13 protein-coding genes are annotated in these 14,800 nt (G+C 57.2%); 9 read left to right on the top strand and 4 right to left on the bottom strand.

The features are described 5' to 3' along the window. Nucleotides 1-77 precede the first annotated feature (77 nt). The 3 genes from EKM95_RS05165 to EKM95_RS11620 all read left to right on the top strand — a co-directional run bounded on the left by EKM95_RS05165 (nt 78) and on the right by EKM95_RS11620 (nt 2,627). Nucleotides 78-611: a sensor histidine kinase gene (locus EKM95_RS05165; protein WP_125696782.1), complete on the top strand. Its 534-nt coding sequence runs from the start codon at nt 78-80 to the stop codon at nt 609-611. Then, entirely contained in the window at nt 589-2,124 is a 1,536-nt protein-coding gene (locus EKM95_RS05160; RefSeq protein ID WP_125696781.1) for a response regulator, read from the top strand. The genes EKM95_RS05165 and EKM95_RS05160 overlap by 23 nt, the downstream gene beginning before the upstream one ends. A gap of 287 nt (nt 2,125-2,411) precedes the next feature. Continuing rightward, nucleotides 2,412-2,627: a hypothetical protein gene (locus tag EKM95_RS11620; RefSeq protein ID WP_164510097.1), complete on the top strand. Its 216-nt coding sequence runs from the start codon at nt 2,412-2,414 to the stop codon at nt 2,625-2,627. A gap of 861 nt (nt 2,628-3,488) precedes the next feature. On the opposite strand, the gene EKM95_RS05155 is transcribed toward EKM95_RS11620, so the two are convergent. Continuing rightward, entirely contained in the window at nt 3,489-4,958 is a 1,470-nt protein-coding gene (locus EKM95_RS05155) for an ABC transporter substrate-binding protein (RefSeq protein WP_125696780.1), read from the bottom strand. 76 nt (nt 4,959-5,034) lie between these two features. Then, nucleotides 5,035-5,214: a hypothetical protein gene (locus EKM95_RS05150; RefSeq protein WP_125696779.1), complete on the bottom strand. Its 180-nt coding sequence runs from the start codon at nt 5,212-5,214 to the stop codon at nt 5,035-5,037. Between the two features lie 206 nt (nt 5,215-5,420). Between EKM95_RS05150 and EKM95_RS05145 the strand changes: the two genes are divergently transcribed. The 4 genes from EKM95_RS05145 (at nt 5,421) to EKM95_RS05130 (ending at nt 11,113) form a co-directional block, all read left to right on the top strand. After that, nucleotides 5,421-6,281 carry an AraC family transcriptional regulator gene (locus EKM95_RS05145; protein ID WP_164510096.1) on the top strand — a complete coding sequence of 287 codons (861 nt, stop codon included), beginning with the start codon at nt 5,421-5,423 and terminating at the stop codon, nt 6,279-6,281. A 12-nt stretch (nt 6,282-6,293) separates the two neighbouring features. Continuing rightward, nucleotides 6,294-7,943, top strand: a complete 1,650-nt coding sequence (locus tag EKM95_RS05140) for a DUF4091 domain-containing protein (RefSeq protein ID WP_125696777.1) — start codon at nt 6,294-6,296, stop codon at nt 7,941-7,943. Nucleotides 7,944-7,987: 44 nt separating this feature from the next. Continuing rightward, a complete protein-coding gene (locus EKM95_RS05135; protein WP_125696776.1) occupies nt 7,988-9,472 on the top strand; it encodes an alpha-L-fucosidase in 1,485 nt (494 codons plus the stop codon). Nucleotides 9,473-9,649: 177 nt separating this feature from the next. After that, nucleotides 9,650-11,113: an arylsulfatase gene (locus EKM95_RS05130; protein WP_125696775.1), complete on the top strand. Its 1,464-nt coding sequence runs from the start codon at nt 9,650-9,652 to the stop codon at nt 11,111-11,113. Between the two features lie 12 nt (nt 11,114-11,125). On the opposite strand, the gene EKM95_RS05125 is transcribed toward EKM95_RS05130, so the two are convergent. Next, on the bottom strand, nt 11,126-11,947 hold the full coding sequence (locus tag EKM95_RS05125) for a hypothetical protein (protein WP_125696774.1): 822 nt from the start codon (nt 11,945-11,947) through the stop codon (nt 11,126-11,128). 664 nt (nt 11,948-12,611) lie between these two features. Continuing rightward, complete coding sequence (locus tag EKM95_RS05120; protein ID WP_164510095.1) at nt 12,612-13,277, bottom strand: SGNH/GDSL hydrolase family protein; 666 nt, start codon at nt 13,275-13,277, stop codon at nt 12,612-12,614. A gap of 151 nt (nt 13,278-13,428) precedes the next feature. Here EKM95_RS05120 and EKM95_RS05115 point away from each other — a divergent pair, with 151 nt between their 5' ends. Both EKM95_RS05115 and EKM95_RS05110 read left to right on the top strand, forming a co-directional pair. Further along, nucleotides 13,429-14,250, top strand: a complete 822-nt coding sequence (locus EKM95_RS05115) for an acyltransferase domain-containing protein (protein ID WP_125696772.1) — start codon at nt 13,429-13,431, stop codon at nt 14,248-14,250. A 116-nt stretch (nt 14,251-14,366) separates the two neighbouring features. Further along, nucleotides 14,367-14,780, top strand: coding sequence for a NusG domain II-containing protein (locus tag EKM95_RS05110; RefSeq protein ID WP_125696771.1), 414 nt, complete (start codon nt 14,367-14,369; stop codon nt 14,778-14,780). The last annotated feature ends 20 nt before the right edge of the window (nt 14,781-14,800 follow it).

Below are 14,800 nucleotides of genomic sequence, written 5' to 3'. Positions count from 1 at the left end.
TGAAACACCAAAGCAGCGCAGTCCCGTGTGAATCATGGGATTGCGCTGCTTTTTTGAAATTCTATGAATAATCCAGGATGCGTTACCTATTAAATGCAGGCGATGATCTGGTTCCCTTGGCGCAGGAAGTCGAGCATGCCAAGGAGTATCTGAATATCCAGCGGATTCGTTACGGGGACGATATCCTGCAGGCGGATTTTCAAATCGACGCCCGGGCGGCCGATGTGCTGGTGCCGCCGCTGTCGATTCAGACGTTTGTTGAAAATACGGTCAAATACGCCGTTTCCTTTGATAGTAAAACGTTGATCAAGGTAACGGCGGCGCAGACCATGTCCACTGAGGGGGAGTTTTTACAACTGGTGATTTCGGACAACGGCCCGGGATATCCCCCGGCGATTCTGCAGGCGGTGGCGGATGAGCACCAGATCGATCTGTCCGAGCATCACATCGGCATCAATAATGTGATTGCGCGGCTGGATCTGCTATACAACCACACGTATCATCTGAAGCTCGAGAATCTGAAAAACGGCGGCGCCTGCACGACGCTAGAGCTGCCGATTCAGCGCGCGGTAAAGGGGGAGAATCGCGATGAAAGTGCTGCTGGTCGATGATGACCGTTACGTGATCAATGTGATGAAAACGACGATGGACTGGGCGAGCTTAGGGTTTAGCGGCGTTTTGACCGCCTACAACATGCGCCAGGCCCAGGCGGTGCTCGAAGGGGAGGACATCGACCTGGTGATCTCGGACATCGAGATGCCCCAGGGCAGTGGCCTTGACCTGTTGGCTTGGGTCCGTGAGCGCGATCGCCCGGCCCCGGAATTTATTTTCCTGACGAATTACGCCGACTTCAATTACGCGCAAAAGGCGATCGAGCTCAAATCCTTTGACTATTATCTCAAGCCGGTCGTGCCGGCCAAATTCACCCCGGTCATCGAAAAAGCGGTGGCCAAGATTCGCCAAGATCAGCACAAAGAACGGCATGGGGAATCCAAGGCTGAGGTGCGCCAGCGCTGGCAACAGATCTTCTTTGAGCCGACCAAGCCGCTGGATCAACTGTTGCCGGATGACGCCTCGTATTATCTGTTTGCGGCGGTGCAACCGGAGCGTCAGCGCGATGGCCAGATCCTACATCATTTGCTGGATAAAAATGCGCTGCCGCCGGAGCACGACGGCCTGCATGCGTTGACCTATATTTTTGAACGGGACGAGCAGCTGATCTTCGTCTACGAGATGGCAAAGGACGACCAGCTTTTTCAGGACCTGCAGACCCGGCATCTGGCGCTGGGCCAGGCAATCAAGCGCACCATCAATGCGGAAAACGTCAATGCCGCGATCTACATCAGCACGATCACGCCCCGGGATAAAATTCGCGCCGTGGTTGCCCGGCTGGCCAATATGGTCCGGCAAATGGCGGTGCACCGCAATAGCATCAATTTATTGAGCGACTATCATCCAAGCCAAGTCGAATATGTGGAGCCGTCGCTGGCGGTGATCGGCCAGGAGATCGAGCGCAAGGATCAAGCGGCGCTGCTTACCTATTGCCGCGAGTATCTGACAGGCTGTGAGCGCGAGCACCGGCTGAGCAAGCACACGATGCGCAATTTTCGCGAGGATCTGGTCCAGCAGATCTACGTTCAGTTGCAGCGTCACAATGTCCAGGCCCACAAGCTGTTTTTCAGCCGGGATTACACCACGATGTATTACAACTCGCTGACGAGCGTGGAGATGCTCTTGGACTTTGTCGCGTATGTCTGCGGGGAGGCGTTCTCCTACGCCAAGTTCGCCGATTCGAGCATCAGCGTGGCGCGCCAGTTTCAAAAATACATCGACCATCATCTCAATGAGGAGCTCACCCGCGACAATCTCGCGGAGATCGTCTACCTCAATCCGGATTACTCGGCCAAGTTGTTCAAGGACGAGTTTGGCATTTCGATGACCAATTACATCATTCGTCGCCGCATCACCATGGCCGAGGAATTGGTGGCCAGCTCCGCCCAGCCGATCAACCAGATCGCCGAGTCGCTCGGTTATACGAACTTCTCTTATTTCACCCGGCTCTTCAAGCGCGAGACCGGCATGACGCCGATGGGCTACCGGCGGAAAAACAGCGGGGGTAAGTGAGCGGCGGGTCGTGACGTGATGTTTCACGCGAAACATTTGCCGGGTACCTAGGGGCTTTGCTAATTTGTGGCGGGGGGTACACTTAGGTCACATACAGAAAGTCGCGCCACCTAGTTGATGCGTTGAGCCTTTGGTCGAGGTGATCGAAATGGCCATGGTGAGAAGTCGCTCAGAGGATGAAACCACTGAGCTTGTGAAGGCAAAACAAGAGATCGTCGCAAGTGCGGCGGATCTCAAATAGTTACGTATAGTTACGTAAACGCAAGCGGGATCTCATTATCCGCTGGGTGTTTTACATCCTGTTGTGGATTCCGTATTTTGCGATGTTTTTCACGTCGAATGTATTGTCCTGGTTCATGCTTTTTGGCCCGCCCGCGATCGTGATCGTGAGCATTGAGGAATTGATCGAGATACATTATCAAAAGAAGCATCCCAAGCCTCATAAGTGGGAATCGAACGCCTCCCATTTCGATGAGAAGTACGATGACCTGCATCGAAATTAAGGGTGCGGAAGCTCGCGGGATGGTCGGGCGGCTAGCTTGGCTCGGGCGCTTGGGGCGCATTTCGCCCCGAGTGCACGAGACAGCTAGACGTCCCGAACATGCGAGCTGGAGCCCGACTAAAAAGGGTGCGAAGGTGCGCGTTTATGGTCGAGCAGGTAGGCTAGCCAAGCGCTTGGTGGTGTTTCTTGCCACCGAGTGATTGGCGTACCTAGCTGTCTCGACCATGCGCACCGGGGCCCGACTAAAAAGGGTGCGAAGGTGCGCGTTTATGGTCGAGCAGGTAGGCTAGCCAAGCGCTTGGTGGTGCTTCTTGCCACCGAGTGATTGGCGTACCTAGCTGTCTCGACCATGCGCACCGGCGCCCGACTCAAGGGTGCGGAAGCTCGCGGGATGGTCGGGCGGCTGACATGCCCCACATCTTAAAAAGATTCCGAGTCCTCTCAAAGCGGAGGCGGCGCTTTTTCAATGACTGCGCAAAAAATCCACACACGCAAAAACGGAGCCGAGATCTTTCGTCTCAGCTCCGTTTCGCATCCAGCCGGGGTTGTGGGTGATCGCCACGGAGGGTGGGCCGATCACGCCCGATTTGGAATCAAGTTGGTCGTGCATCTACGTTTTTCCCGGCGCGGGCCGGCTCATGGTGATACGAGATAGCCTCAAAGTAAAAGGCCACTCCACTAATATGAGCCGTGTAAGCGTTTTCGTCAAGCAAAAATAATTGTGTGACGGTCGCTATTTATTGGCCGGAAAAACAGGGGTGTTACTTGCGTTTGGGCGGCGCCAGCGGCAGGGGATGCCACGGGTGCGCGCAAGCAACGTTGAGTATGTGGTGCGGCCACTGCTGGACGCAGTGAAAAGACATTACTTATCTGCCCGGAAGTCGTCGTATTGCTTTTGCAATTCGTCGCGGACTTTATCCCAGCCGGCTGTCTTGAGTTCGGCGTTCATCTTTTCGATGGTTGGGACGGGATCGCCGGTACCGGTGTTGATGACGTTGATGTATTTACTCATCACGTTGGCGATGTTGGTCAGCTCCGTCTTGTATTTGGTGAGGCTTGGCGTGAACCCAAGGGTGGCTGATTCCGGCGTGTTCTTGATTGCCTCATCCCGCTCCTTGATCTGCGCGGCGGTGACCGTGTCCAAGGTGTAAAGGTTCTTGTTGTTGCCGGTCATCCAGGCACCATAATGGGTCTTATCGTTGTAGCCCTTCAGCGTCTTGATCTTGCCATTGGCCTTGTCGGTGAATTCCCATTGCTTGCCTTCAATGCCCCAGACCATCGTGTTGATGATCGTTTTGTTGGTATTGATGGCATTCAGGACCTGCATGGCCTCTTTTTTATGTTTCGAGGACTTGGAGATCGCGTACATCGCCATTTGGGTATCGGAAGTCTTCTTGAACGGCTTGGCAATCACCGCGGATTCAAGCGGCTTGCCACCGCGGGCCCCGAGCAGCGCCGTGTTGCCATAATCAAATGGGCCGTTCGTCTCGATGCGGCCGAACCAGGTGTCATCGCCTAGCGTGTACTGAGTCGTGGAGGTCGCCGCATCCCGCGGAATGTAGCCCTTTTCGTACCAGTCATGCAGGGTGGCCAGGTTCTTGCGCATCACCGCCAAATTGTACGGATTTTGCACCTTGGTGTCCTTGCCGCTTTCATCGATGACGAATGGGTAGCCATTGCTGAGCGGGTATTCCCAGCCCGGCGTTGGCGCGCGGTAACCCGACACGATCGCCATCGGGGTCACGCTTTTATCCGCCTTGTGGAATTGCGCCATCGCGTCGGTCGCGCTTTGTAGGGAGGTCACGCCGGAAACGTCGATGTTGTATTTTTTCGTGTAGGTGCCGTTAAAAACAAATAGCTCTTGGGAAAAGACGTTGGCGTTGGTCGGGAAACCATAGATCTTGCCATCCACCTTCACGCCTTTCCAATACGCCGGGTCGACCTCGTTGTAGGCCTTCTTGGCGTATTTTTGAATCAGCTCGGTCATGTCGGCATACGCACCCTTTTGCGAAGCAGCAACATAATCTTGCGCAAATGCGAGGTCAAACGGTTCGCCCGAGGCCAGCATCACGTTGAACTTGCTGGAATAATCGCCCCAGGAGATCGGCTTGATCTGCAGTTCGATCTTCGGATAGGTCTTTTGAATCTCCTTGTTCACGATCTTCATCATCTCGGTTTGGTTATCCAGTGGATCTCCAGGCCGATACATGGTGACGACCACTTTACCGCTGGATGAGCCCCCATCGCTGGATGACCCGTTTCCGCAAGCGGCCAAGGTGGTCGCGCAAACGGCGGTCGCGGCAACTGCCAACCCTTTTCGCCAAAAATGCATTTTACTTCCCCCTTATTGGACATGTTGCGAGCAGGCCGGCTTTTGAGCATCGGTGAAAATGGTGCCCCGCAGGAACTCAGATCGCATCCGCGCGATCCCCGCGCCAGCCGGCCTGGCTCACCCGCTCAATATGGCGGACCGCTAACGTTTCGTCAAGCAGGCCAAAAGCGTGTTGGACCGCCGAAAACCCCCTTGAATTTGGTTTTTTAACGGGGTGGCGAGCGGTGATAAAGCTGTTTATATCAAGCGCTTTCATGGGCAAAAAGGGTCTCCTCAAACATGCGGCGGTGTTGCGTAATCCGTCGAAAATGTGGCAACATTTATCCATACATTGGCAACCGAACCCGCTTTCATCACTGGCTCCGAATCGGTACGCTACGGATGATGGGAAACATGGGCCAATGGCAATGCGGGCGGCGGCTCGCGGCGTCAGTCACGGGTCGCGATCGAGGAGGCGAGGCAATGCAATACGCTTGGCAAAAATACGCGTCATATGGCGTTGATTGGTTGACGGAGGAATGCGGCTGGCAGCGCTGCACCCCACTGGATTCGTATTACTATACAGTGGCGCGGGACGTGATCGTCCATTATGTGATCGCCGGGTCCGGCTGGGTCGAGATCGACGGGCAGGTCCATCCGGTCCAGCGCGGCGAATTTTTCCTGCTGACGGCGGGGGTGAAGGTCAAGTATGGGCCGACGCTTGAGGACCCATGGGAATATTGCTGGCTGGGGTTCGGCGGGCAAATGGCCAGTCGCATCCTGGCCCCGCTCACCGCGCGCGGCTTCTTGATCGCGGAAATGCCGCCAGCTGCGGCCAAAGACATCGTGGCCTTCACCCATGAGCGGGTCTCGAAAACTGACCGCAAGCACGACACGGGCTTGCGGCGCAGTCGGGACCTGATCGCGTTTGTCGACGATTTTGCCACGGGGCTTGGCGTTGTGCAGGCCACGCGCGACGAGGAGCATTACGACGAGACCGTGGCCGCGGCGCTGGCTTTTTTCAACGCCAACTACACACGGCCGATCAGCGTGCAGGATGCGGCCTCGCAGGTGCACATTTCGCGCAGCTACCTGTATCGGCTGTTCATCCGCGAGGTCAATTTGGCCCCGAAGCAATATCTGCAGCGCCTGCGCCTCAGTCACGCCCAACAGTTGCTGGAATCGACGACCCTGCCGATCGAGGTGGTCGCCGCGCAATCTGGCTATCAAGACGCGCTGCATTTTTCCCGCCAGTTTCGGTCGTATTACAGCGATGCGCCGCGCGAGTATCGGCGCAAAAAAGCCGTCGACCGGGCCTATTACCCGGACGCGGACGCGAAGTAGGGGGCATGTGTGATGGATTATCAGATCGACTTGGTGGATCCGTTGACCAAGGTTTTTGCCGATGAGGTGCCGGACGCTTGGGTCGTCGCGACGCAGATGGTGCTTCAGGGCGAGCCCTTGGTGCTTCAGCTGGCGTATCAGCGTCTGCGTGATGACGATGCGAGCTTCTCGGAATTGACGCTGGCGACCTCGCTTTCGGCGCAGTGTTTTGAGATCAACCAGGTACCGTCCCAACTGCCGACCTGGCCGCATCCGGACGCCCGCTATTTGCGCACGACGCCGGGCCTATTTCCGGATCTTCTGACGCCACTGACCGGGCCGGTGCGCGCGTATCACGGCCAAGTGCGGGCGCTGTGGCTGAAAATTCCGACAGAGTCCCTGACACCGGGGAGTTATGAGTTGACGATCACGCTGACTGAAACGGCCAGCGGGCAGGTCGTTTTTTCCCAAACGGTGCCGCTGACCGTGGCCGCGGCGGTCGCCCAGCCGCCGCGCCTGCATCACACGGAATGGTTCTCGGTCGATTGTCTGGCGGATTATTATCACGAGGCGCCTTATACGCCGCGGTTATGGGCGATCATTGGCAATTTCATGGTGTTTGCACATGACGAGGCGCTGATGGACACGCTCTTGACTCCGATCTTCACGCCGCCCCTGGACACGGCGGTGGGGGCGACGCGGACCAATGTGCAATTGGTACAGATCTTGCCGGGCACGCCATATCGATTTGACTGGTCGCGCCTGCGAAAATGGTGCCAGCTGGCCCAGCAAAGTGGGTTTGCGTATCTGGAAATGCCGCCTTTGTTTACCCAGTGGGGCGCACAGGCGACGCCAACCATCACGGATACGGCCGGCACCGCGCTGTTTGGCTGGCATGTGCCGAGTACCGCGCCGGCGTATCGCGCGTTTTTACAGGCCTTGTTGCCCCAACTCTTGGCGGTGCTGGCCGAGGAAGGCTATGACCGTGACCACCTATTTTTCCACCTGGCCGATGAACCCAACGCGTCAACAGAGGACGGGTATCGGGCGGCCCGCGCGCAGGTCGCGGATCTGCTGGACGGCTTGCAGGTGATCGATGCGCTGTCGGATGTCCGCTTTTATGAAAATGGGTTGGTGCCGCATCCCGTTGTCGCCGATGATGCCCTGGCGCCGTTTTTGGCGGCTGACGCGGCGCCTTTGTGGACGTATTATTGTTGCGCACAAACAACGGCGGTGCCGAATCGCTTTTTCGCCTTGCGCAGTTATGACAACCGGGTGCTTGGGGTGCTGTTGTATCGCCATCAGATCCAAGGCTTTTTACACTGGGGCTTCAACTTTTACAACGCGCAGCTTTCCACGCGGCCGATCGATCCGTTTGCCGTGACCGATGCCGGCGGGGCCTTTCCATCCGGCGACCCGTTTCTCGTGTATCCGGGGGCGGACGGCCAACCGCTGAACAGCCTGCGCAACGAGGTGCAGCGGCTGGGCTTTGGCGACCTCGCCGTTTTGCAGCAACTCGAAGCGCTCAAGGGCCGGCCGTTTGTCGAGCGATTGATCGACGTAACTGCCGGCATGGTCCCGCAATTTGATGATTACCCACCCGATGCGGGCTGGCTGACCCGCCTGCATGAAAAAGCTGTTGCGACCTTGGCCGCAGCGGCGCCTGCCCACAAAAAGGAGTGACCCGTAATGAAATTAGCTGAAGCCGAAAAAAGGAGTGACCCGTAATGAAATTAGCTGAAGCGATCAACGTGACCCCCAGCCCCCGCCAGCTCGCCTGGCAGCAGCTTGGCTTCTACGGCTTTATCCATTTTGGCATGAACACGATGACCGACCGCGAATGGGGCGACGGCACGGAAGACCCCGCGCTGTTTGCGCCAACGGGGCTCGATGAAGCCGCCGCCGACCGTGCCGTGGCTGCGATGCAGGCGGCGCACATGCGCGGGTTGATTCTGACGTGTAAGCACCACGACGGCTTTTGCCTGTGGCCGACGAAAACAACGACCCATTCCGTGGCGGCCAGCCCTTGGCAAAACGGCCACGGGGATGTGGTGCGGCTGTTTGCGGATGCCTGCGCACGCCATCAGATGCAGTTCGGTGTGTATCTGTCGCCGTGGGACCGCAACGCGGCTGTCTATGGGCAGGGCAAGGCCTATGATGACCTGTATGTCGCCCAACTGACGGAGCTGCTCAGCAATTACGGGCCCCTGTTTGAGATCTGGCTAGACGGGGCGAACGGAGAGGGCCCAAACGGCAAGCATCAGGTCTATGACTGGGACCGCTATTACCAAGTGATGCGGACGCTTCAGCCAAATGCGGTGATCGCCGTCAGTGGCCCCGATGTGCGCTGGATCGGCAACGAAGCGGGCCACATCCGGCCCAGCGAGTGGAGCGTGGTGCCGGCTGCGCTTAGGGAAGCCGAGCGGGTCGCCGCGCTGTCGCAACAAAGCGATGACGCCGCTTTTTCCCGCCAGTTCAAGTCGACCGATGACGACCTCGGCAGTCGCGACGCCTTGGCCGATTATGACGGGCCGCTGGTGTGGTATCCAGCGGAAGTCGACACGTCGATCCGGCCGGGATGGTTTTTCCATGAGGCACAAGACACTCAGGTGCGCTCGGGTGAGGCGCTGTTTGACCTGTACTGCAAGGCGGTCGGCGGCAACGCGGCACTGTTGTTGAATGTGCCACTGGACCGTTGCGGCCGGTTCGGCGCTGCGGATCAGGCGGCGCTGGTTGCGGTCGGTCAAAAAATTATCCAGCTGACTGACACGGATGTGAGCGGGGCGGCTGTTGTCGCGGCGACCAGCGCTGTGGCGCCCTTTGCGATCACGGGCGGGGCGAGTGAGGCCCCGGCTGCGACGATGGGGGATGCAGGCGAGACGCTGGCCTTACAGTCGGCGTGGGAGGCGGCGCCGGATGACGCGACCCCGACCGTCACGTTGACGTGGGCGCAACCGGTGTGCGTCAACACACTGATTCTGCGCGAAGCCATCAGCCGCGGGCAACGCGTCGAGGCCTTTTCCGTGATGGCTCTGCAAGCGGATGGGTGGCATGCGCTGACGCGCGCGACGACGATCGGCAATTGTCGGATCTTGCGCTTTGAGGAGGTTGAGACCACTGCGCTGAAGATCACCTTCACCGGTTTTCGCGCAGCGCCAACACTGGCGGAAGTGCGGGTGGCCCGGCTGGAGGGTGTGGAGGCTCGCGTATAGGGGCGGGCAGTTAGCTTGGTCTGGGCGCTTGATGGCGTCCCTTGCCATCGAGTGCCTAGGCCAGCTAAATGTCCCACCCTGCGAGCCGGAACCCGACTAAAAGGTGTGGAGGCTCGCGCTCAGGGGTGGGCGCCCGACTCGGCTAAGCGCCTTGGCGACGCGGAAAGGAAACTGTAGATGAAACCGAATGTGATCTTGATCGTGGTGGACCAAATGCGCGCAGAGGCACTGGCGCTCAATGAGGCCACCCACTTTGCCAGCACGCCGACGCTTGATTCCATGGCGGCCAGCGGGGTCAATTTTCAAAACATGTACTCGGCCACTCCAACCTGTGTGCCGGCGCGCGCATCGCTGCTGACGGGCCTGGACGCCGATCGTACCGGCCGCGTTGGGTATCAGGATCGGGTGCCGTGGGACTATTCCCAGACCTTGCCCCAGGCGTTTCGCGATCGCGGCTATCAAACGGAATGTGTCGGCAAGATGCATGTTTATCCGCCGCGCGCCCGGCTCGGCTACGATCATGTGCTGCTTCACGACGGCTATCTGCATGTTCAGCGCAAATACGGCCAGGCGTACGGTTCCCAGTTTGAAAATGGGGATGATTACCTCGCATTTCTCAAAGGGACGCTCGGTACCGAGGCTGATCTGACTGACGATGGCATCGGGTGCAATAGCTGGGAGGCGCGGCCTTGGCCCTATGCGGAGCGGCTGCATCCGACGAACTGGGTCGTCTCCGAGTCGATCAAATTTTTGCAACGCCGCGATCCCACTGTGCCGTTTTTCCTCAAGATGTCGTTTGAAAAACCGCACGCGCCGCTGGATCCACCGGCTTACTATTTTGACATGTACATGGACAGGCTGCCGGCCAAGCTCGATCTGCACCTTGGCGACTGGGCGATCCCGGGCAGCGGGGTGCCAGATATCGAGGCCATGCGCGGCACCTTGAAAGACGATGACGAACGGCGGATGGTTGCGGCCTATCTGGGCTTGGTCACCCAGATCGACCACCAGCTCAGCCGCTTCATGACGGCGCTGGGCGAATTTGACGCGCTGGGGGACACGCTGATCTGGTTTGTCTCGGATCACGGCGATCAACTCGGCGAACACCGACTTTTTCGCAAAGGCTATCCGTATCAGGGCAGCATTCATGTCCCGTCCTTTTTGTACAACGCAGGCGGGCTCTTGGCCGGTGCGCGTCATACTGTGCCGGAGCTCGTGTTGCTGCAGGATATTTTTCCATCGCTGGTGGACCTGGCATGCGGCGACGCGGTGGCTGGGGTGGATGGACGCTCGGTGAAACCGCTCCTGTTTGGCGAAAAGACGGCGTGGCGGCAGACCTTTCATGGCGAACATGCCCTCGGCGCGGACTCCAGCCAATTTATCGTCGGCCCGCGCTGGAAATTGATCTGGTTCCCGGTGCGCAACGTGTTTCAGCTGTTCGACCGGGACACGGATCCAAACGAAATGTGTGACCGCAGCCGTGACCCAGCGGCACAGACGATTTTCGTCGATTATCGCGCGCAACTGGTGGCCGCGCTGACTGGACGCGAAGAAGGCTTCGTGCAAGACGGTCAGCTCGTGCAGGTGCCGGTTGAAGCGATACGGGCGGTGCTGGGCCATCGGGGTGGTCAGACAGGGTAATGAGCAGTGAAGTTAACTTCGCGGCTGATAATGGTGCTGCTCAAGGTCCGGCGGTAGATCGCCTTCTTCGAAAAACGGGACATGATGGCGCTCGCGGTAAGTGACTTCGCCTTGCAGCCGCTCGATCAGGTGGGCGAGCTTGGTCTCATAATCGAGATTAGATTCCTCCATGAAATATGGATCGATCCACCCATCGAGTTTTGCCTGATAGAGCCAGTTGCCTGGCTTTGTATTGATCAAAAGGGGCACCGGGGCACCGTTTTGGGCATCATCCGCCGCGATAAGGCTAAGTTCGGCACGCCGCTTTGCAATCAACTCGTGAGGGAGACTGCCTCGGTATGGCTTGGTGATCTTCGTTTGCAGATCGTAGAGTTGATCGAGGGTCAGCTCAGATTTTTTGAAACGGAGATAGAGGCCGTCGAGACGAGCGAGATTGCGCGGGGAGAGGTCTTTGGATTGCTTGAGGCGGCCGAGCCAGCTCGCTTCGAATAGACGTAATTCCTTACTAATGGCTATTTGGTGGGTCAATCGCCACTTGGTTTGAGAGACGGTCGTTGTGAGATAGGCCGTCGCGACTTTGCCAGTGAAACTGTTCATCCCGCCGATATCTATCCTGAAGATGTCTCGTCGAAGTAGGGCTGGTGTCACGTCGACATAGACAATGATCGAGTCGATCGGAAGCCGGGGCTCATCCGGCCGAGCTTGCATCCAGTCGGCACCGATCTCTAAAAAGACGCCGCTTGTGACGTGACTCGTCACAGGATCGATCATGTCCGCTTTAACGATGTCGATGATCCAGCCATATAACGTGATGATCTGCTTTGGGATCGCCATTTTGGTCATTCCTTTCTAGTTTGCCAAAAAGTTTAGACTGAACATCGTTATTTGTCACGGAATTAGTCTTGTGAAATTTGTATAAATCAAAAATCATATGTTTATCTAGAAGACGGGCCTTGAAACGGGGAAAAGAAGCTGATGTGTTGGCCGTGCGGGCGACGATCTACATTCAACTAGTTACAAACATTTTACAAGAATGGGCCAAAACAGATTCACAATCCTATTGACGAGAACGTTTTCTCACGTTATACTTATTTCGACACTGAGAGGCGTGGAGGAGCTGGCCACGAGTTTTCTCCCAGCGTCGGTCAGTCCGGCGGGAGACAACCCGCGACCCACCCCGAGCGACGCAATGACGGTCATCTGTACGATGTTGGGTGACCCAAAGGGAGAAACGGACCCAGTGCTGAAAGGCACCGGAAAATGTACCACCCGTATTTCTAACTCAATAAGTTCCCCTAACACCGACGGGAGGAATCTCGAAAATGAAGAGGGAAAGGGATCCAACCTAAAATTTGGCAGGTCGGAGGAGACTTCGGCCTGTTTGCTGTGCCATCAAAACGGTGGTGTCCGCGCACCGCCGCGAGAAGACGCCAAAAAAGCTGAGACCGATCGTCTGGTCTCAGCTTTTTTGCGTGGTGCGTGTTGATTTATGTGTGGATCAGGCTTGCCGGTGGTCGGCATCAAAGCCGATTGCATGCAGCCATTCGTTGGCGACTAAGGTGTGGCCAATGTAATTTGGATGGACCCGATCTGGTGTGAGCAGGTACGGCGAATTGTTTTTCAGATACGCATCGATGCGCGCCTGAATATCAATGTAAAGCAGATCGTTGGTCGCAGCGAGGTCCTTGGCCGCGGCGGTGAACTCGTCGACCATTTGCCGCATCGGGTCGTTGTGGTTGGCCTCAAAGAAGAAGGGACTCATGACCAACACCTGGGCGCCGGCCGCCTTCGACTGGTCGATCAGCCATTGGTAATGCTCGCGGTACAGCGGCAAGTCAACGAGGTCCGTGGGATGCAGGAAGGTGCTGTCGAAATGGCGCCATACGTCGTTGACCCCGATCAGAATCGAGACGACATCTGGATGCAGGTCCAAGACATCGGCCTGGTAGCGGGCGACCAGTTCGTTGGTCGTGTCGCCGGACACGCCGCGATTGATGGTCAAGATCTTCAGTTCCGGATACACCGCGGCCAGCTCGGCGGAGATCACGCGCGGATAGCCGGTTCCAAGTGACGGTTCGGTGCCCGGCCAGCCCGTCCGATCGCGGCCAAAATCAGTGACGGAATCACCCGTCAAAACAAGTTTCGTGTTCGCTTTAAAAAGCAAAAAACTCATCTCCAAGCTTGTATTTGTAAACGCTTCACCGGTATCTTCTCACTGGATGGCAAAAAAGAAAAGACTCGATGAGAAATTGCCAGAAACTGTTTTTCAGCAGCCTCGATGGCGTAAAATAACAGTGCACTCAAGGAGGCAAGCCATGATCACCCTTCAATCATTGATGTCCCATATTCAGACCCCGAAACCGATCGCGCTGGCGATGACCGAAATGGACGCGCGATACGCATTTGAGTACGACGAACCCTATTGGCAAGGGCAACTGGATGCGCTGGCGAGCTGGCAGACCGATCAGGAACTGGCGACCCAGTTGGACTCGTGGGATGCACGCGGTGAGGGCTTTGCCGGGCGTTATTATGCCCTACTGAAACTGGCGGCGCTCGCACATAATGGGTATGCGCATCGCGGCATCAGTATGCCGATCTATGACGCGACCATGCGGTTTTTCACGCGGATCCTGCAAAGCGATGCTCAGGCAATCGATGTGGCGCCATATGATCTGCAGTGGCCGATTCGGCAGCTGACCTTGCGCGAATTTCGACTTGGGGCGTTTGAGTATGAGCGCACTGAGACGGCGATTCAGGTCCACATTCCAAATGATGCGGATCTGCACACTGCGTCTCGGCAGGCGTCTTATCGCGCGGCCCGCGATTTCTTTGCCGATTATTTCCCGGGTGATGCCGCGAAGCCCTATGAATGTCATTCTTGGTTGATGGCCCCGGGGCTGGCGGAGGTGCTGCCGCCCGAGTCGAAAATTCGCCAGTTTCAAGATGATTTTGAGGTGATCGCCACGGATCTGTCCCATGAGGATGTGCGCAAGTGGGTGTTTGGTCGCACCAAAGCGGCCCTGATCGACTGGCCGGAGCACACGACCTTGCAGCGGAATCTGAAGACCTTTCTATTGAAAGGCGGCAAGCTCGGGGTCGGCGTGGGCCGATTGCGGCAAACGGCACTGACTCAGTAAGTAATGGGCGACTCTATTTGGGGGTCGCCTTTTTGTTTTGCGAAGGTGGTTGGCGAGCGACGGGGTGCGTGCTACTATTTATATCGTACTGATTACGATATGGGGAGGCGGGACGCATGCGCCATTGGCTGAGACATTATACGCGGCCATTTGATTATGTGCTCTTGGTTATCCTGATTCCGCTGTGTTTTTTGCCATGGTGGCTCTGGTCTCGCCAGCAGGCCGCTCAGCCTTTCTCAAACCTGATCGCCGTGATCTCGATCGATGGTCAGACGGTCCGCCGCATCAAGCTGGACAAGCAGACCCCGCACACGCAATTCACGTTGCACCCCGCGCCGGGCCAATACAATGTGATCGAAGTCGACGGCGCGCGGATCCGGGATAAAGAGGATAACACGCCGGATCAGATCGCGGTCCATACCAGCTGGATCTCGCAACCTGGGCAGCAAAGCATCTGTCTACCGCATAAATTGATCATTCTGATTCAGGCAGGCGACGATCCGGATGCGGGTGGGCTCGTGCAACCTTGACCCGGACGCAAAAAGGCAAC

The sequence above is a fragment of the Lacticaseibacillus yichunensis genome, from assembly GCF_003946405.1.
Classification (GTDB): domain Bacteria; phylum Bacillota; class Bacilli; order Lactobacillales; family Lactobacillaceae; genus Lacticaseibacillus; species Lacticaseibacillus yichunensis.
Note: the sequence above shows the minus strand (reverse complement) of the source record. Positions and strands in the feature narration are given on the sequence as shown.

Bases quoted from the DNA above. Each gene is read 5' to 3' on its own strand.
- EKM95_RS05165 (WP_125696782.1), top strand. From the start codon at position 78: ATGCGTTACCTATTAAATGCAGGCGATGATCTGGTTCCCTTGGCGCAG.
- EKM95_RS05160 (WP_125696781.1), top strand. From the start codon at position 589: ATGAAAGTGCTGCTGGTCGATGATGACCGTTACGTGATCAATGTGATG.
- EKM95_RS05155 (WP_125696780.1), bottom strand. From the start codon at position 4,958: ATGCATTTTTGGCGAAAAGGGTTGGCAGTTGCCGCGACCGCCGTTTGC.
- EKM95_RS05150 (WP_125696779.1), bottom strand. From the start codon at position 5,214: ATGAAAGCGCTTGATATAAACAGCTTTATCACCGCTCGCCACCCCGTT.
- EKM95_RS05145 (WP_164510096.1), top strand. From the start codon at position 5,421: ATGCAATACGCTTGGCAAAAATACGCGTCATATGGCGTTGATTGGTTG.
- EKM95_RS05140 (WP_125696777.1), top strand. From the start codon at position 6,294: ATGGATTATCAGATCGACTTGGTGGATCCGTTGACCAAGGTTTTTGCC.
- EKM95_RS05135 (WP_125696776.1), top strand. From the start codon at position 7,988: ATGAAATTAGCTGAAGCGATCAACGTGACCCCCAGCCCCCGCCAGCTC.
- EKM95_RS05130 (WP_125696775.1), top strand. From the start codon at position 9,650: ATGAAACCGAATGTGATCTTGATCGTGGTGGACCAAATGCGCGCAGAG.
- EKM95_RS05125 (WP_125696774.1), bottom strand. From the start codon at position 11,947: ATGGCGATCCCAAAGCAGATCATCACGTTATATGGCTGGATCATCGAC.
- EKM95_RS05115 (WP_125696772.1), top strand. From the start codon at position 13,429: ATGATCACCCTTCAATCATTGATGTCCCATATTCAGACCCCGAAACCG.
- EKM95_RS05110 (WP_125696771.1), top strand. From the start codon at position 14,367: ATGCGCCATTGGCTGAGACATTATACGCGGCCATTTGATTATGTGCTC.